At 63.7% G+C, this 17,318-nt stretch carries 17 protein-coding genes; 2 read left to right on the plus strand and 15 right to left on the minus strand.

Features of this window, described 5'->3' with window-relative positions; translation table 11 throughout:
- Window positions 1-21: 21 nt before the first annotated feature.
- The gene (locus AB0L82_RS27250; protein ID WP_364642186.1) at window positions 22-654 is read left to right on the plus strand and encodes a TetR/AcrR family transcriptional regulator; all 633 of its coding nucleotides are present in this window, start codon (window positions 22-24) and stop codon (window positions 652-654) included.
- 64 nt (window positions 655-718) lie between these two features.
- On the opposite strand, the gene AB0L82_RS27255 is transcribed toward AB0L82_RS27250, so the two are convergent.
- The 9 genes from AB0L82_RS27255 to AB0L82_RS27295 all read right to left on the minus strand — a co-directional run bounded on the left by AB0L82_RS27255 (window position 719) and on the right by AB0L82_RS27295 (window position 8,027).
- A complete protein-coding gene (locus AB0L82_RS27255) occupies window positions 719-1,108 on the minus strand; it encodes a hypothetical protein (RefSeq protein ID WP_364642189.1) in 390 nt (129 codons plus the stop codon).
- A gap of 18 nt (window positions 1,109-1,126) precedes the next feature.
- On the minus strand, window positions 1,127-2,137 hold the full coding sequence (locus tag AB0L82_RS27260; RefSeq protein WP_364642192.1) for a hypothetical protein: 1,011 nt from the start codon (window positions 2,135-2,137) through the stop codon (window positions 1,127-1,129).
- 124 nt (window positions 2,138-2,261) lie between these two features.
- The gene (locus AB0L82_RS27265; RefSeq protein WP_364642194.1) at window positions 2,262-2,618 is read right to left on the minus strand and encodes a hypothetical protein; all 357 of its coding nucleotides are present in this window, start codon (window positions 2,616-2,618) and stop codon (window positions 2,262-2,264) included.
- Between the two features lie 45 nt (window positions 2,619-2,663).
- The gene (locus AB0L82_RS27270; protein ID WP_364642197.1) at window positions 2,664-2,999 is read right to left on the minus strand and encodes a hypothetical protein; all 336 of its coding nucleotides are present in this window, start codon (window positions 2,997-2,999) and stop codon (window positions 2,664-2,666) included.
- A gap of 45 nt (window positions 3,000-3,044) precedes the next feature.
- A complete protein-coding gene (locus AB0L82_RS27275) occupies window positions 3,045-3,434 on the minus strand; it encodes a hypothetical protein (protein ID WP_364642200.1) in 390 nt (129 codons plus the stop codon).
- 83 nt (window positions 3,435-3,517) lie between these two features.
- A complete protein-coding gene (locus AB0L82_RS27280; RefSeq protein WP_364642202.1) occupies window positions 3,518-4,357 on the minus strand; it encodes a GH25 family lysozyme in 840 nt (279 codons plus the stop codon).
- A 200-nt stretch (window positions 4,358-4,557) separates the two neighbouring features.
- Window positions 4,558-5,049 carry a DUF6301 family protein gene (locus tag AB0L82_RS27285; RefSeq protein ID WP_364642205.1) on the minus strand — a complete coding sequence of 164 codons (492 nt, stop codon included), beginning with the start codon at window positions 5,047-5,049 and terminating at the stop codon, window positions 4,558-4,560.
- 239 nt (window positions 5,050-5,288) lie between these two features.
- The gene (locus AB0L82_RS27290; protein ID WP_364642208.1) at window positions 5,289-6,644 is read right to left on the minus strand and encodes a hypothetical protein; all 1,356 of its coding nucleotides are present in this window, start codon (window positions 6,642-6,644) and stop codon (window positions 5,289-5,291) included.
- A 15-nt stretch (window positions 6,645-6,659) separates the two neighbouring features.
- The gene (locus AB0L82_RS27295; protein ID WP_364642211.1) at window positions 6,660-8,027 is read right to left on the minus strand and encodes a hypothetical protein; all 1,368 of its coding nucleotides are present in this window, start codon (window positions 8,025-8,027) and stop codon (window positions 6,660-6,662) included.
- Between the two features lie 145 nt (window positions 8,028-8,172).
- Here AB0L82_RS27295 and AB0L82_RS27300 point away from each other — a divergent pair, with 145 nt between their 5' ends.
- Entirely contained in the window at window positions 8,173-8,253 is an 81-nt protein-coding gene (locus tag AB0L82_RS27300; RefSeq protein WP_364642966.1) for a hypothetical protein, read from the plus strand.
- A 1,131-nt stretch (window positions 8,254-9,384) separates the two neighbouring features.
- On the opposite strand, the gene AB0L82_RS27305 is transcribed toward AB0L82_RS27300, so the two are convergent.
- The 6 genes from AB0L82_RS27305 to AB0L82_RS27330 all read right to left on the minus strand — a co-directional run bounded on the left by AB0L82_RS27305 (window position 9,385) and on the right by AB0L82_RS27330 (window position 17,141).
- Window positions 9,385-9,831, minus strand: coding sequence for a DUF2744 domain-containing protein (locus tag AB0L82_RS27305; protein WP_364642214.1), 447 nt, complete (start codon window positions 9,829-9,831; stop codon window positions 9,385-9,387).
- 34 nt (window positions 9,832-9,865) lie between these two features.
- Window positions 9,866-10,249 carry a DUF2744 domain-containing protein gene (locus AB0L82_RS27310; protein ID WP_364642217.1) on the minus strand — a complete coding sequence of 128 codons (384 nt, stop codon included), beginning with the start codon at window positions 10,247-10,249 and terminating at the stop codon, window positions 9,866-9,868.
- Between the two features lie 200 nt (window positions 10,250-10,449).
- On the minus strand, window positions 10,450-11,223 hold the full coding sequence (locus AB0L82_RS27315; protein ID WP_364642220.1) for a hypothetical protein: 774 nt from the start codon (window positions 11,221-11,223) through the stop codon (window positions 10,450-10,452).
- A gap of 93 nt (window positions 11,224-11,316) precedes the next feature.
- Window positions 11,317-14,445, minus strand: coding sequence for a hypothetical protein (locus tag AB0L82_RS27320; RefSeq protein WP_364642223.1), 3,129 nt, complete (start codon window positions 14,443-14,445; stop codon window positions 11,317-11,319).
- Between the two features lie 108 nt (window positions 14,446-14,553).
- Complete coding sequence (locus tag AB0L82_RS27325; protein WP_364642226.1) at window positions 14,554-16,263, minus strand: phage tail protein; 1,710 nt, start codon at window positions 16,261-16,263, stop codon at window positions 14,554-14,556.
- Complete coding sequence (locus tag AB0L82_RS27330; protein WP_364642229.1) at window positions 16,260-17,141, minus strand: phage tail protein; 882 nt, start codon at window positions 17,139-17,141, stop codon at window positions 16,260-16,262. Before AB0L82_RS27330 ends, AB0L82_RS27325 begins: the two co-directional genes overlap by 4 nt.
- Window positions 17,142-17,318 lie beyond the last annotated feature (177 nt).

The raw sequence follows: 17,318 nt of genomic DNA on the forward strand, positions 1-17,318 counted from the left end.
TGACCCGATAGCATGTGAGTCGTGACGGGAGAGGCAGCGAGCCGAGGGCGTATAGACAAGCGGCAGGCCATTCTCGCGGCGGCCTTCGATGTCTTCGCGAACCGCGGCTACGCGCAGGCGTGCGTCCAGGAGATCGCCGATGCGGCCGGGGTGGCCAAACCCACCGTGTACAACCACCTCGGCGATAAGGAGACGCTCTACCGGCACGCCGTGGAAGCGGCAGCGGACCTGGTGGGAGCCGAATGCCTTTCGGCCATATCGAAATTGCGCGATCCGAACACGGAACTGGAAGCGGCCCTGCGTGATTCCGCCTATCGACTGTTGCGTGTCTGCAACAGCGATCGGGCGCGTTCATTGCGTGCCCTGACCTACGCGCAGTTGGCGACGTACCCCGACCTCGCGGATCTGGTCCAGGACCGCACCTCGCGCCAACTCGCCGAAACGCTGGCCGACCGGCTGGCCAGGCTCTCCCTGGCCGGCCGCTTGCGGCCCTGCGCGCCGGACCGAGCAGCCGAGCAACTCCTCGCCCTGCTCACCGCGCCCTTGGAGGCGCGCTCCCGCCTGGGCACCCGCAAGGTATCGGTGGCGGAGCTGAAATCCGTGGCGGACGGCGCGGTCGACACCTTCCTCAGCGCATTCGGTCCCACAACGTGAGAATGGCTCCCGACCGGGATCGGTCGGGAGCCATTCGAATTGCACGGCAACGTATTCGGCGAAATCAGCTGACGAAGGTCGAGACCATCAGTCCGGCCGGAATGGCCTGCCCCGCGCCGTTCTGATGCAACTGCACGTCGAGGATGTCGCCGGGCTGCAGAATCTGTTGTGTGCCAACCGGAATCGTCACCGCCGTTTCGGCGGAGAGCGTGATGCCCGCGCCCAGGGTGAGCGTGCCGAGGGTCGCGACGGGCACGCCCAGTCGCAACTGGCGGACGCTGACGGTGGCGTTGTTGATCGCGCCGCCCGTGGTCGTCGGATACCCGGCGGGGACGATGAGTTGCAGGTCGGTGACGGTGTCGCCGCTGTAGAAGGCCTGTGAGTACACGCCCGCCACGACCACCGCGTCCGCGCCCGCTGCGGCCTGGGCGGGCAGCGTCACTGTGTAGATCATGGAGTCCTCGCTCGGGTGCTAGGTGATTTGCAGCGCGCTGGCGGCGCCGCCGGTGATCGTGGCTCGCCAGTTCGGTGGGTAGCCCGAGTTGTCCTGGACCTCCACCGTGAACTTGTCGCCGAGCACGATCGGCACCGTCGCGCTGGCTTGCACCGGACTGGTGGTCGAGCTCGAGGAGAACGCGATCACCGTGCCGTTCTGCTTGATTCGCACGGCCAGGGTATTGGCGACGAATTGCCCGGCCGGGGCCCACGCGATACTGACCGCCACCAGCGCGTTCGACTTGACGCCCTGGGCCGCGAGGGCATCGGTGACCACCGTCGAGCCCGGGTAGTGCGCGGTGTCGGCCGTCCAGCCGGTGAGCTGGGTCCAATTGCCATTGTTCGGCCCGTTCTGGTTGCCGTTCTTGGTCATTCCCGAAGGAGCGAACAGGCTGGCCGCGGCGGTGCCACCGCCGGTGAAGGAGGCGTTGACGCCGGTGACGGCCGCCAGGGTGCCCATACCGCTGCCCGCCGCGTTGAAGGTGGGCGGCGGTCCCGACTGCGTGGTGAGCACACCGGTCGCACCGAAGGCCGCCAGGGCGGGAGCGCTCGCACCGTTCACCGTCAGGGTGAGTACGGCCTTACAGCCGAAGGCCGCGTCAGTGGCGGTGGAGATGGCGGTCGCGCCGAATTGCGCGGGCAGGATGCGGGTGACGCCCGCACCGAAGGCGAGCGCGTAACCCATCGAACCCGTTGTGCCGAAACCGATTTGCATCGGCTGCTGGACGGCGACCGCAGCGGTCAGGGTGCCGGTCGCACCGGCTTGCACCGGCAGTGCGCTCGATAGCGTGTAACCGGCCGCGAGTACGCCCGCGCCGGTGAAGCTCGCGCGGATGAACGGCGGGATGACCAGGACCTTGGTTCCGTCGATGACGACGAGCGGCGCCGCGGGCACGGTCCGGGTGATAGTCGGCGGGCTCGGCAGCGCGACGACATTGGTGGGCGGCGCGGGCAGCGGTGCCACGATCGCCGCGGATGCAGAGCTCAACTGTGCCTCCGAAGGTGGTTCATACGGGACCGATCCGGCGGGTGGCAGTGGCTCGTAATAGCCTGTGGCGCCGGGTATCTCGACTGCTCGATGAATACCCGGCGCCGACCTGCCGCCAGCGGGCTCAGCTGATGGTGAAGCTCGGGGTGACCAGCAGCGTGCTCGGGCCGGGGACCTGGGTGGAGGCGATCTGCACGCGGTCGACCATGGTGCCACCGGTGGCGGCGGTCCACAGCGCGGCGTAGGTCCAGGTGCCGGCCGGCACGGTCATGGAGACCTGATTACCCGAGGCGGTGCCGGTGGTGACCGGGGCCCAGGTGACGGGCTGACGGGTGTAGCCGCCGCCGGTGGCCTCGGTGGCCGGGGTGCCGGTCGGGCCCGGGTCGGCGTTGTGAATGGACAGGAACAGGCCGGTGGCGCCGTTGATCAGGGTGTAGGCCTTGGCCAGGGCGGCCTGGGTGGTGGTGACGATGAGAGGCATGGATCGCTCCTTTTATGGTGTGGGTGAACGGATTTCGGCGACGTGCTACGTGCGGATGACCGCGCCCTCGTACCAGGCGTAGGTGGTCGGCTGCGAGGTCGGATAGGTGACGAGCATGATGTAGCGCGAGTTGGCCGGGATGGCGTCGCAGGTGGCGCTCACGACGTTCCAGGTGGCCTGGGTCGAGGTCACCGTCGCGGGCCAGGACCCGAGGGATGCGCCGCTCGGGGAGGTCAGGTTGATCGAAACCGTGGTTCCCGCGGGGAAATTCACCCCGCCGGACGGCTGGATGGTCTGCACGAAGCTGGCGCCGGTGGTCAGCTTCAGCGGTTCGATGGTCGGCTGATACCCGAGGAATCCCGGGTCGATCGGTGCTGTCATGAGGTTCCTTCGGTATTGGGTGTTTCCGGCCCGACCGGCCAGGGGTCAGCCGGCGTTGTGTTCTACTTCGTCCATCAGTTCGCGGGACATGTGCAGATCCGGAATCCGCCCCGCCCGCGCGGCCTCTATCACGCCGCGCAGTACACCGAGCGCTTCCCGGAAAAGCCCTGTGACACGGTTCAATTCGCGGATGGACGCTTCCTGCGCCGCCTCCACCGCATCGAGCCGGAAGGTGACATCCCGCAGTTCGCCGGAGACCCGAGATAGCGTTGTCATGGCCATGTCGTTGACATCCTTGGCCGCCGCCACCTCGTAGCGCATTTTCTCGGTGGGCTGGAATTTGCGCGTCCGCACCCAGGCGAACAGTGCCGATATGCCGGTCCCGCCGAGGAATAACGCCGCGGTGAGAATCAGGTGCGGATCGGTGAATTCCATTGGGCGACTCCTAGAAAATAAGGTAACAATGCGTGTGTGGAATTCCGATCGAAACAACCAACACGGATGAATGAGACCTGCTGCTACGCAGCCGGTTTGGCCTGATCGGCCTTCCCGTCGAGCGAGTCCCGCAATTCGGTGACCGCGTCGACGAGTGTGAGATTCTGCCCCTGCGCGTTCTTCCCGAGTTGCGGCCATCCGCCGCCGTCGGGCCCGCGCAACTGCTCCCAGATCTCCCGCACCTTCTGCAACAGCTCCTCCTGCTGCGCATCGGTCAGCGCCATGAAAACTCCCTGATCGGTAGATAAAGTCAACCCGAGCAGCGCTCTGAGCTGCTCGAACGTGCCCTTGAAGGCATTGGCGTCGACAAGCTTCCCCGCAACCCGCGCCTGATCGGTGAACTGCAGCAGATCGACGGCCTTGCCCCCGAACGCATTCCACGATCCACTGGCATCCCCCGGATACAGCTCCGCCGCGGCACCGGACCCCGACACGTAACTGGACTGAATAAGCCCCGGCACCTGCGACAGATCCGGACACCCGATCCGCTGCCAGTACCACCGCGGAATATAGGAGAGATTGATGGTGCGGCCGAGCGCGTTCACAGCGTCGACAAAGCCCCAAAAAGTCTCGATCCCACCGGAATTCGACTCGAAGTCCACCATCGCGGCAGCATCCCCGAGGTGTTCGACAAACAACTCGGCCTGCGCCTGAACAGCACAGTCACCGCGCAGATAGTGATACCCGGCCACCAGCAACCCATTCGCATGAGCAGCCTCCCGATACCCGGGCCACGTGTAATCAACAAACCCATCCCCCTCGGACACTTTCGCGAAAACGAACCGAAAGCCCTCCCGAGCCACCTGAGCCACATCAACATCCGGCCCATTGTTATTGGATATGTCGATACCGAATATCGTCACGCCGCCTCCGAAAGGATTGCGCTGAAGCGGCTTTCACCGCGAATGAGAAATCAGCGCATCAGAGGCAACATGAACAGATGAAAACCTGACTGCGGCAGCATAATTCGCTGACGCTGATAATCGTAGCAACGACGATTTGCGGCAGCAGGGAAGTGCCCAACAGATATTCAGTCAACACTCGGCAGTGCCGGCTGATCCTCCTATTCGCCTTCTTGCGGGTTCGCATCGATCCAGGGGATGACTACTTCATCGATGTAGTCCTCCTCTCGCTGATACTCAGGACGGACCAGCTTGACAAATATCGCAGCTCGCAGACAACCGAGAAAGACAACGACATTCGGAAGATCCCACCTGGCCTTCGGCTGTTCACCCCGGTTGCGCCAACTCGCCGCACCCAACACGGTGACCATCCGGCGGCCGAGATCAGCGAACGAGTCGGACAGCTGTGCTCCGTCATCGGTCTCAACGACCGTGAACGACAGGTAGTTGAGCACGCCACCGTCGACGAGAAACCGAGCACTCGGTGCCGCCACAGACAGATCCGTAGCCAGGCTTCCTCCCGACTCGAAGCGCTTGGTCACCGTCCAGCCAGTGTTGGAACAGAAACGGTCGATGTCGTCGACAGACCACACCCAATCCAGATCTGCCCCCATACGTACAATTTCCTGCGCACGCTCGATATCAGCTTGCATCGCTTGATAATACGGCCGACCAGCGGTCATATTCATCTACCTATCTGAGCAAACCTGCGCCGTACGCCTCTGCCGTGCGTATATCGCTTGGGTGCGCCCTGATTCACCGCGGTGTGGGTGACGTTTTTTACCTTGTCCCAGAGGCCCATTGCTATCTACTCGCTTGTCTGAAGATTGGGATGAGAAAGCCGAAGGCACCCAGCTGGGCTGGGTGCCTTCGGCTTTCGGGATATTGGAAGTCAGTAGCTGATGAATGCGCCGTCGAAGTAGGTGTTGGGGCCGGTGATGGTGTTGTTGACTGTGATGGCGTAGCCGGGGCACACCAGGGCTCCAGCCGGGAGGTACACGGTGAAAGTGTCCGCGGCAGCGGTGTTGCTGGTGTTGCCTGCCATGTTGCGGCCGTTGCGCAGGACAGCCCAGGGGCCCGCGGTGGTGGGTGCCCACCACAGGTCGCAGGCGGGGCCATAGGTGACGGCGGTGTTGAGGTTGTAGGCGATCGAGATCGCATACCAGCCAGCCTTTGTCACTTTTACCTGGCCGCGACCCTGGTCGACAATCGTCACGTTGCTGGCCGGGACGCGCAGGGTGTCGAATGTGTTTGCGGGAAAACGAAGTTCGCCGCTCGGCACACTGACCGAGGTGGACAGGCACATCAGACTCCAGCCGGTGCCGGAGACGGTGGGCGCGGCCAGGTCGGCGACGTTCAAGCCCGCAATGTTGAAGGAGAAGGACCAGCGCAGGCCGGTCCAGTAGTACTGACTACCGAACCCGAAAGCTCGGTTCGAGGCGCCCACGGGCGTCGCCCGGCCGGGATCGGTTGCCGAGGTAACCGGTGCGCCGTTCACGAGCAGCGCGTATGTGCTGCCGACGCAGTCGAGGGTGAGTGTGTCACCGGTGTGCACAGGCGTGGAAGCGGTCGACCACGTGACGAAGTTGAAGGTGCCGTTGATTCGAGTGCCGTAACCGATTGAGGCTTGGGTGCGGCTGGCCACGGCCCACACGAAAGTGGATAGGTCGGTAGCGGCGCGAGCGATGAGGACGGCTCCGATGAGATCGGAATTGCGGTCCGACCCCATCACCGCCGATACCGCTTGATCGTCGGTTTTGGTTGTGTGCGCGGTGTTCACAGCCACCACGAAGCCGGTACCCTCGTCACCGTTCTGGGCCAGACCCGCTTCCCCGTCGGCGATGACGATGTCCGCGACCGGACCCACCTTGAACGTGGTGTAGTCGGGGCCCAGCGCGGCGCGGTCGAAGATGTCGGTGAATACGCTTCCGCCGCCATCCTGTGCACGCTGGCCTGCGAGCAGACCGCTGATCACCGTCGAGTTGGCGGTGGTCGAACCCTGCGCGTCGGTCGCGGTCGAATTGGCGTTTCCTGCACTGGATTGCGCATTGGTGGCCGCGTTCAAGGCGTGCTGGGTGACCGCGTTCAAACTGCCGCCACCGCTCGCCGCGCCCGCGAACGCGTTCGTAATGCTGGAAACCACCGATGCGTGCGCCGATTCGAAAGTGACGGCTTGCAGCGCGGAGATATTCCCGCCCGCGGTGCCGGTGTAAGCGCCTGCGGGAACGGACTTGTCGGGCGAAGTCATGCTAAATCCTCTGTGCTACAGCCAGTTCAGCAGCGCGCCGTCGAAACAGGTGTACGGGCCGACCAGCGAATTGGATGTGTTGGTGGACAATCCCGGTGCGACGAGGGCGCCCTTCGACAGGTAGACGACGAACGAGCCGCTACTGGAATAACAGTCGCCATAGGTGCCGTTGTCGTCGGAACTACCGGGATTACCGACAGCTCCGGCCCGCACCATGCCCCAGCTACCGCCGATGCTCGGCGCGCTCCACAGTTCGGTACGCATCGAATAATCGAGCGCGGAGAAGTTGTACGCGATGCTGATCAGATACCAGCCCGCACGATTCACCTGAATCTGTCCGGCCCCCAGGCTGACGATCGATACATTGGCGGCCTGCCGGACCGTGTCGAACACACCGGTCAGACGTGTCATCGAGCCCGCGCCCCGGTTTGCGCCGAGTGTGCTTCCCCGCAACAGACTCCAGCCGGTGCCGGTGGGCGCCGCAGTCTGCTGGTCGGCGGCAGTCAAACCGGCGACGGAGAAGGAGAACTTGCCGGAACTGTAGGAGCATCCGAAACCAACTCCGCGACGACCGGGTCCGGTCGGAACGGTTCCGGCGGCATCCGAGAATCCGAGCACCGGAGCGTTGTTCACCAGGACCTGATAGTTGCTGCCGACCGCGGTGAAGGTGACGGTGTCGCCCGAGTTCACGGTCGTCGCGAGGGACGTCCAGTCGTTGTAGGTGTTGGTACCGGCACTGCGCGTACCAGATCCGATGTAGATCCCGGTCGAGTAGACCCAGGCATAGGCGAACGTAGTGAGCTGGGGATCCGCGCGCAGGATGATCCCGGTGGCGACGTTGGCCGCGTTGTTCGCAGCACCCATCACCAACGACACCGACTGACTGTCAGTCAGTAAAGGATTGATATTCAAAGCGATAACGGAGCCGGTGCCTGTATTTCCGTTGGGATCCAGCCGCACTTGGTTGCTCGAGATGATCAGATCCGCGACTGCCCCCGATTTGACGGTGGCGTAGTTCGGCCCGAGCGTGGCCCGGGTGAAATTGTCGGCGAACGTGCTCCCGGGCGTAGTCGCCGGAGGCGGTGGCGGAAGCAGGGTCGCAATGGCCGCCGAGTTGGCGGCGGCGGTGTTCTGAGCAGCCGATCCGGTCGATTGCGCGGTGTTCGAACCGGCGGTGGCCGCGTTCGCTGCGGCCGCCGAAGTATCGTTGTCGCCGTTCATATTCTGGCTCGCGGTGTTCACACCCTGATACGAGGCGAAGAGATTGGCGACCGTCGCCTGCTGGACTCCGGCCCAGGTCACCGATTGCAGGTTCGCGACGTTGTTCGGCGCCGACGACCCGACATACGCGCCGGAGGGAACCTTCCTGTCGGGAGAGGTCATCGAATGTCCTTAGGGTCAGTAGCTGAGCAGCGAGCCGTCGAAATACGTTGTGGGACCGATGATGTTGGCGTTGCTCGGAATGAAGTAGCCGGGCGCAACCACGTTGCCCGCAGTCAGGTAGAGCACGAATGTGGCGCTGGTGTTTATGCTTTGCGGCTGCGGCGTGAGCGGTCCCTTGCGGGCCGCGGTAAGGGCTGCATCGGGCCCCGGCGCCGTGCACACGTAGGCACGGAAGGAGGTCATACCCCGGTCCAGCTGGAACTTCACCGTGACGCTGTACCAGCCGGTCTTCTGGATCTGGACACGTCCCGATCCTTGGTCGAGCACGGTGACATTGTTGGACGTCACCGGACCGCTGAAAGTACCTACGGGAAACACGGTCGGCACGCTTACCGCAGGCGCGGCGACGCTGCCTTGAGCGGCCATTTGCAGTGACCACCCGGTGCCGACCGTCGGAGGCGCCTTCATGTCCACTGCAGTCAATCCGGCGGCATTGAAGGAGAGGCTCTTGCCGAATCGGCTTGCACTGTATGAGATTCCGAACCCGAAAGACCGATTGGATGTACTGACCGGCGACATCTGCTCTGCGTCGGACCACTGCAGAATTTCCAGGCCGTTCACGAATAGCGTGTAGATGGAGCCGATCGCCTCCAGCAGCACCGTATCGCCCGTATTAACCCGCGCCACAGCAGATCTGGTCTCTACGATGTTGGTGACCATGTCCTTCCGGGTGCCGTAGCCCAGTGTGATGCGCCCCGAGGCCACCTTCGCACAGGCGAAGGTACGCAGATCCGCTGCCGCGCGAGCGACGAGGAATGTTTCCGGGCTACCTTGTCCGCCACCGCTGCCCATGACGACCGCGACCGCCTGATCGTCGGTCTGCGTGGTGGTGGCAGACAGCGCGATCACATTGCCGGAGCCCTGGTTTCCCGTGCTCGACAGTCCGCACTGTTGGTTGGCGATCACCAGATTCGCAATCTGACCGGTAGCGAAGGTGTTGTAGCCAGGTTGCAGCGACTGCCGATCGAAGATATCGGTGAAGACGGTGCCGCCGTAGTTCAGACCCTCCTGGGAGGCGGTCAGACTCGCGACGACGGAGGCGTTGGAGGCCGTCGTGGTCTGCACGCTCACGGCCGTCTGCTGTGCGTTTCCGGCGGCCTGTGCGGCGGAGTCCGCCGCGGACAACGCGTTGTGCGCATTGCCCATCAGGCCCGCGTTCGCCATGCTGACATCGGAGAACGAGCCCATCACATTGGCGACGACCGCATCGCGCGCACCGGCCCAGGTCACGGCCTGGAGGTTGGCGATATTGTTCCCCGACGCGGCGGAGCCGCCATACGCGCCGGAGGGTACGTGCTTATCGGGTGAGGTCATCTTCGGCCTCGATTGTGTTGTCCGCGTGCCCTTCCGAAGCCGTGGCGGCGGGCAGCTCGAGCAGGTCGGCCAGATGATCGAGATCGCCGTTGGCACGCAACTGCTCGATGATCCGGGCACGTTCGTGATGCGTCAGCTCGGTCATATTCGGCGCGGTCGAATGCGCGGCGCGCGGCGTGCCCTTCGGCAGCCAGTCGCCGGAACCATTGAGCCACTGGCCGTGGCCGCGGGCAGGCGGATGGTATTCGTTGACCTGCAGATCCGGATAGTGCCGGAAACCCAACTCCCACAGGTGCTTCGACCATTTGCGCAGCACATCGGGGTGCACCATCAGCGGGGCCCGCTGCTGTCCGGGCAGGCCGACGAGCGCCCAGAGAAATGCCTCTTCGGGCTTGGTCGGATCAAGGTTCTCGTGCAGGGGAATAGCCATGGAACACTCCGTTTTTCAGGGAAGAAGGGATCGATCAGTCGGCCGCGGGTCGGTCCACCAGATGCGCCAGATCACCGTGATCGCGCAACTGCCGCACCACATGCGCCCGCTCCTCCGCCGTCATCGCCGTGACATCCGGCAGATCCGGCACGCGCACCGGCTCCGTCCCCTGCGGCAACCACTGCCCGAGCCCATTGAGCCAATGGTGATGCCCGCGCGCCGGCGGATGGAATTCCTTGGTCTGATCATCAACCGAATGCCGAATCCCCAAGTCCCACAGATGCTTAGACCACTCCCCCAAGGTGCTCGGATGCACCATCAACGGCGAATTGCGCGGCCCTGGCAACCCGATCAGCGCCCAGACGAACGCCTCCTCCGGGGTGTCCTGGTCACAGTGCTCGTGCAGTGGGATAGACATAGAGGTCTCCAAAAGGCAAAAGGGGGCGGCCGCTAAAACCGCTGCATGACTGCGAGATTCGCGCTACTTACCGCGCGGTGAATTGCGATGTGGGACATATCGTGACCCACTCACAGCCAAAGCCTATCCCCGGGATCATGACAAACCGCCCCTGATGCCCAACACGGCCGCTGAATCTCGTCGCGGCCCGAGCGCTCCGATCAGCGCGAGGACGTGCGCGCCTGCTTGTAATCCGGCAATTGCTCGGACAGTGCCCTATCGAATTCCGATGCGCGTTCGGATGAATCCCGCATTCGGAATGTTGCGCGCTGCCGATACCAGTTCATCAGCGCCGCGCCTTCGCCCGCATGACCGGCAAGCGTGGACAGCACCACTACCCCGCGCAGGCGGTCGGCTCCGGGATTTTCCTGATCCCACGGGGTTGTATCCAACGGCCGGCGCGCCAACTCCAAGAGTTTCGGGATCGAGTCCCGATCACCGAACCATTGCATTACCCGTGGCCCGCAAGCCAACTCCACGAACTCACCGACGGCGTGCTCGATATCTGCCGCGCTCTCGGTCTTCACGACAAACCCGGGAAAGGCGGAGCTCGGCCGATCCCGAAGCAGACCGAACTCCACGCTGTCGAGATTCTGGAAGTACCGATCGTCGGACGTATCTCCTTCGAGATGCGCCGCGATCGGCATCGCGCGCCTGATCTCGGACACATCGCCCGACGCGATCACCGCAAAACCATTTATCGCCGCATTGAGCGCCGAGCCTTTGACACGATGCTTTCCGATGTATGCGACCACCATCGGCCGAGCCGGTTGGACGGCGCCTGCGGGCTGAGCGAACCACAGGCAGCGTGTTCGTGAATCATCGACGACCCACGCGGCGGGTGGTTCGAATACCTCGTACCCCCGTACGACCATCGCCTCGGTCAATGCCGGAACGATCTTGACCTGCAACCGTTCCAACTTGTCGACGGTCAAAGGAGTCCTCCTATGTCTATCGCTGCATGCGAGATCTTACGCCGGGGCGCGCTCGGCGAACGGTTTCGCATCGAGCGCCATTCTCTTGCTGGATCAGAGGCGGTAGGCGATAGCCGCGTGCGCCTTGAGTCGATCGGCTCGGCTCGCGAAGTCCGGCTCCCGAATCGAAATATTGAGTGTCGCGGACTGATTGATCTGCTCTGCCACGGGCTGAGCACCTTGTCCAGCTAGCTGGGTCGAGGGTAGATAGGGCTTCACCACCGCCGGCAGGTCATTGATGAATCGCCCCAAGGTTTGCTGGAGATCCGAGCCATCGCCGTGTTGCCCGTCCGGCTGACCAAGGCCCCAGGCCGCACCGGGAAACACCAATGCCGGTAGGAGCGCCGGCGCCAACCCTGGACCGGGTGTCCTACCACCCGCCCCCGCGGCCGCGTCCAGTTGGTTCTGTAGAAATGAGGCGTTGTCCGGATTCTGAAGCCACCGCTGCGCTTGTTTCGCGGTATCACTCAGCTCCGCACTCTGATGTTGATCGAGCCAGTCGTTCTCGAAGTCCCGAGCGGCCGCCTTCAGCATATCGGCACTCGGCAGTAGTTGGGAGTTCCAGCGGTCGACCTCGACACGATCGACCACCGATTGGTCGGTGATTCCTCGAGCTTTCAGTTTCGCGGCCAGATCGGCGTCCACCAGGTTGAGTTTCGAGCTGCCTCCGGCGTAGTGCTCATATCCCGGCAGCTGATTTTCGGTGAAACCGGCTCCTCTTCCCATCTTCGAATCCACCATCACGACCTTGCCGTCTTTGATGGCAAGGAAGTCTGGTTTGAAGATCTCACCGCTCGGCAGTCGGATTTCGACCTGCTCAGCCAGAATGTCGTAGCCTTGTGCGCGCAGGCGCGCTCTGGTCAGCGCCTCACCGATCAGGCCACGGGTGGGATTCGAAAGTCCCCGAAAGGTTTTCGGTCGCCAGGGCCTCGGGTGCGGATTAGCCTTCGTACTCCTGCCGGGTACGATCCGAGTCAGGCCGGTTTCATCGGTCGGGGATACCTCGTACAGCGCTTTCTCTCTGGCGAGTTCCTCCGGCGTACGCAACCACGGTGGCCTATCGCGTCGCGGCTTGGCAGGTTTGCTCGGACTCTCCAGCGGCTCAGGGTCACCGGCAGGCCTACCTGCGTCCGGAGGATTGCCTTCGGCACCCTCGTCGAACCCGCCGCCACCCGGCCTTTCGTCATGCGGTGGCTTGACCGGCGGAGGTCTGTCACCGCCACCCGGCTCTGGCCGCTCGGGATCACCGATCCTGCGCTCCTCGGCACCGATTCCCAAGCGCTCCTCAGCGTTTCGAATTCCGTCGCGAATGCTGTTGACGACAGCGGACAAGGCGGGTGTCCGGGCCTGCACACCCGCGAGTTCCGCGTCGAGGTGCGCCATCTGGTCCACGACGAATCCGTCGACGCCTGCTTGCCAGTTGATCCCGAGATCCCTCTGGAGGGCTTGCAGGTACGGGGACAGCGGGGTCGAGTTGACCCCGGGGGCAATCGACCGCTCGCCCGGGCTGTTCGGGGTCGGCTCCGCACCATGTGGATGCGGATCCGTTGCGCCGCTAGCCAAGTCGCCATCGACGTCAGGGTGTGCCAATGCGGGGCTGCCGGGCTTCGCCTCGTTGAAGCCGGGCAGCTTCACGCCGATGGCATCGAGCAGGGCAGGCAGGCGGGTTCCGGCTGACCCGAGTAGGTCGCGGGTGGCACTTGCCACGGAGGCGGCCGCATCCGTCATCCCGATGCGGTCCATGGTCGCCACGGCTGCGGAGGTGACGGCGTCCGTGACGCCGATGGCACGAAGCCCCTTGGGAGCCATGATGAGTGCGGTGCCGAACAGAGCGTCGCCGATGGTGGCGCCGGGGTGTTCGTTGAAATGGCTCCAGTCGGTGCCGATGACCATTTCGGAGACGCCATTGAGACCGTAGAGGAGATCTTTGCCGAAGGTGCCCCAGCCGACCGGCTTGCCTTGCGCGGCATCGACGATGTCGAGTACTGGGAGGGCTAAGCTCAATCCGGGGCCCGCGGTTTTGGCCAGCAGGTCGAACGCACTGTCGGTGATGGCGTCATGACCGTTGATGCCGGTCATGTTGTAGATATCATTGCCGATGTGATACAGGCCGGGGAAGAAACCCTTCGCGTCGCCCCAGAACTCTTTGCCGACATTTCCGATGCCGCCCCAAACCGAATCCCAGGCGTGATCGAACGCGTCGCCACCATTGAATCCGGTCAGGTTCTCAACACCGGTGCCGACATGCTCCAGACCGTGCCAAGCGCCCTTGAGGATGTTTCCGGTTCCGTCCCAGAGCTTTTCCCAATTGCTGCGGTTGTCGGGCTCCTCAGGTTTGGGAGTGCCGTCTCGGTGAATCAGGACTTCGCCGTTGGCGTTCCACTGCGTGAATGAGCCGTCGGTGCCGACTTTGGTGGTGAGTCCGGTGGCGTCACGAACCGAGGTGAAACTGTTGTATGGATCATTACCGACGTAGCGGTCGGTGGCGGTACCATCCGGATTCTGAACCCGGAAATGCTGTCCGCTGTTGGTCTTTTCGTCATTGGTGAGGATCGGATTGCCATCGGGCGTAGCGGTCACCTTCCAGAGCAGCCCGTATCCGGGCGCGCCACCCTGCGGATATCCACCGACCAGCCAACCATTGCCGGCCTTGTCGAGCTGGCCGATCTGGTTGGTGACCATATCGCCGTGCTCGGTCGGGTTGGACCGGTAGATGTAGTGGTTGCCGTCCTTGTCCTGGTAGACGTTCTTGGACAGGCCGCCGCCCTCATCCACTGTGGTGAGAAGTCCTACCCGCTGTCCGTCTTGGATGAGTGGAATGGCGTGATTTTCACCGGGCAGTACAGCGTTCACGCTGTTCGGCGCACCACTGGTGGAGCTTCCGGGATTGTAGAGTTGATTGTAGGTAGGCCCGGAGGGGGAATCCTGACTGGTGTAGGACGCGGAGCCGCCGTTGTAGTCACCCCACTTCTGGGTTGCGCCGTGACCATCGGTCGCGATCCGCATCTGACCGACCTGCGCGCCGGATGAGGTGGTCAGGGTTTGGTCAACGGTGTTGGTGCCGTTGCCTTCTGGAATCGTGTAGGTAGTGGTGAAGCCGTTCTTCGTGACCGACCACGTATCGCCGACGTGGTGACCCGTGGTGTCGGGCATGGTGCCGAACCCGCCTACGTCATCGGACATCGCTGATGCTCCAAACTATTTGGACTCGTATGCGCGCGAAGGCGCGGTGAATGCGCGAAGGCGCCCCCGCTTTCGCTGGGAGCGCCTTCGGCGTTGAGGGGTGTGGGGTTACATCTGCACCGCGAGGGACATGATTTCGTCGACTATGTCGGCGACGATTCGCATGGATTGGGCGAAGGGCATGTCGTGGTCTTTGTCGGTGCCGAGGGTGATTTGCCACTGGGGGCTGGCATTTCGGGACCAGGCGAGTTCGAGTTCGGTTACCTGGTCGATGTAGATCTTGCCTACGGGCATGCCCTTGATGGTGGAGCCGACTCGGTCGCCGAGGAAGAAGTGGCCCTGGCCGGCGTCGCCGATCAAGTAGGGCTCGCCGTTGGCGACGGTGAGTTTGTGGGTGTGGTGGGTGCGGGTTTTCCACATGCCCTCACCGAGGGAGAGCAGGGCGCCGAGGGTGTAGGCGCGGTCGGCACTGGTTTCGAAGTGTTCGAAGTAGTGGGACCAGCCAGAGGCCGCGACTCGGTCCGCGGCATAGTGGCGTTGCCAGGCCAGCAGGGTGTCGGTGAACAGGGCCATGGCGATGACGTTGACGACCTCGGTGGCGCCTTCGGTGAGGGCCGACAGGATCGGGCCCGCGAACGGGACCTCACCGAGAATGCCGCCCATGAGGAAGCCGACGAACTGGATCGCCGAGGAAATGGCCTCGTTGACGCCGGGGGCCGAGTGACCACCCGTGACGACCTGAACCGCGCTGGACGGCTGCACGATGAACGACGACGTCTGGATGCCGCAGTGATCGTTCTGCCGATAGACGACCCACGGGTTCGAGGGCAGGGTGCCCAGATAGCCCGGAGTCTTGTATGCCGCAGGGATATTCGGGTCCGGCAGGGGGTGATCGATCTGATCGTAGAAGACGCCGTCGGCGTTCTTCTCGAAGGAATCCCACAGATGCGCCAGGCCGCCCCAGACGTCACCGCCGCGCGAGGTGTTGGTGGTGAAGCCGGATTTGTCGATGATGTCGACAACCAGGCAGCCGTGGCGCAGGTTGGCACCCGGCCAGGGCAGCGGATCACCCTTGAGCCAGCGCCGGGTCTGCACCATGAGCTCGCCGGTTTGCAATGTGCCCGAAGCACATTCGTGCCAGTTCTTGAAGCGGGAGCCGAAGATCGTCCACACCGAGTTGTCGGTGTTGTACGGGGTCGGCTTCACCGCGATCAACCACTGGGACATATTGAGGTTGCCCCACTGCGCCGAATCCATCGGATCCGACGGGACCGCCCACGAACTGCCGTGCAGGCGAAGCAGATTCATCATCAGGGCGGTCTTGAGCACCCAGATGCTGGGGCCCGCGAGCATGAATTCGCGCGGGAACTGCACGGCTTCGGGCAGGAACGGGTTGGACCAGCAGATAATGTGCTTGAGCTCCTCGTAGGAGTGCAGGAAGCTCAATTCGACCGTGGTGGTGCCCTGTTCGTCGGTCTTGAGGACCGCCTTCTCCAGCCGCCCATCCCAGCGTGCGCCGTCCTTGTCGACGGTGATGTGAATGTTCTGGGTGGTGCGGCCGGAGCGCGGGTCGTCGTTGTAGATATCCATGGCCCAGCGGGCCAGGTAGTAGTCGTAGGGCAGCACCAGCACACCGACGCCGGTGTCGTTGAGCGTCCAGCGGAAGTCGGCGCTGACCTCCGCACCGCTCACACCGCGCAGCACCCAGTTGCCGTCCCACAGCCGGACCAGCGGGCGGGCGTAGCGCTGAATCTTGCGCTGCACCTTGGCGGCCTGCGCGGTGGCATAGATCGCGGGCAGATCGGTCACGTAGGTCACTGCAGCCCCCACGGCCGAGACCAGTTGCGCGCCTGCACAACCAGGACCGAGGCACCCGCGGGCGCGCCGTCGACGGTGACGGGCAGCGCGGTCGCCGGGGTGTACGGCGGCACCGGATACATGAAGCTGACGCCGTTCATCTGCGCCCACACGGGGGTGTTGTCACGCGCGACGATCATCTCCTCCATCGGATCGGTGTCGATGGTGAGGTCCTGACCGGCAGCCGTCTGCGGCAGCGTGATGGTTCGCGCTGCGAAATTATCTGCGGCCCAAGAGAAGTCGGGCAGCGTCCACAGACCCGGCGCGGAAACCACCCAGCGCAGCCACATCGGCTGATCCGTCGGGTTGGACACCGTGACGGTGCCCGATCGCGCCGGATTGGTTCCGGTGGTGTCGGCGGGCGATACCCAGGTTGCCGTCGCATCGCTCTCCACCCACCACGGATTGCCCGCGGTGCAGGTCATCACGACCTTCGCCAGTTGCTTGAGATGCGGATCCTTCACCGGCTTGAAATCCGGCTGCTCCGACATCCGCAGCGCCAGCGAACGCGAACCGAAATCGGTGGTCACGGTCAGCGTGCAGTCCCGGTCGTAAGCCCAAGCCTTGCGCCAGGCGCTGTCCACAGCCTCCCAGCTGCGTCCCGCCGACTCGAAGATATTCACCCCGAATACCAAGTCGCGCTTATTGGTTCGGTAACCACCGAACGAGGATCCGGTCTGAAAGGCCGACTGGTTCCAGATGGTCGTCACCGGCGCGTCGTACAACCCGCTGGGCGCGGTACCGAGCTCGACCCCCTCCCGGCCCCGTCCCGATCCGGCGAGAGTCCACGTCGAACCATCGACTCCCGTCAACGTAATCATGGCAGCATTGGGCGCCACAGGTTCACCTCTGTTTCTGTAGGAAATTCGACTGCAGTGGGACCAGCCGACCGATACGCGGAATCACGCGGAGTCGGAATGCGCCTCGGAAGACCGAAATCGGCACGGCGGCAACATGACTCGCTGGCGCTGCAATTTTATCCAGCTGATCGGAGCAGCTCCGCGAAATGCCCAACA

This window comes from Nocardia sp. NPDC052001 (genome assembly GCF_040680615.1).
GTDB lineage: Bacteria > Actinomycetota > Actinomycetes > Mycobacteriales > Mycobacteriaceae > Nocardia.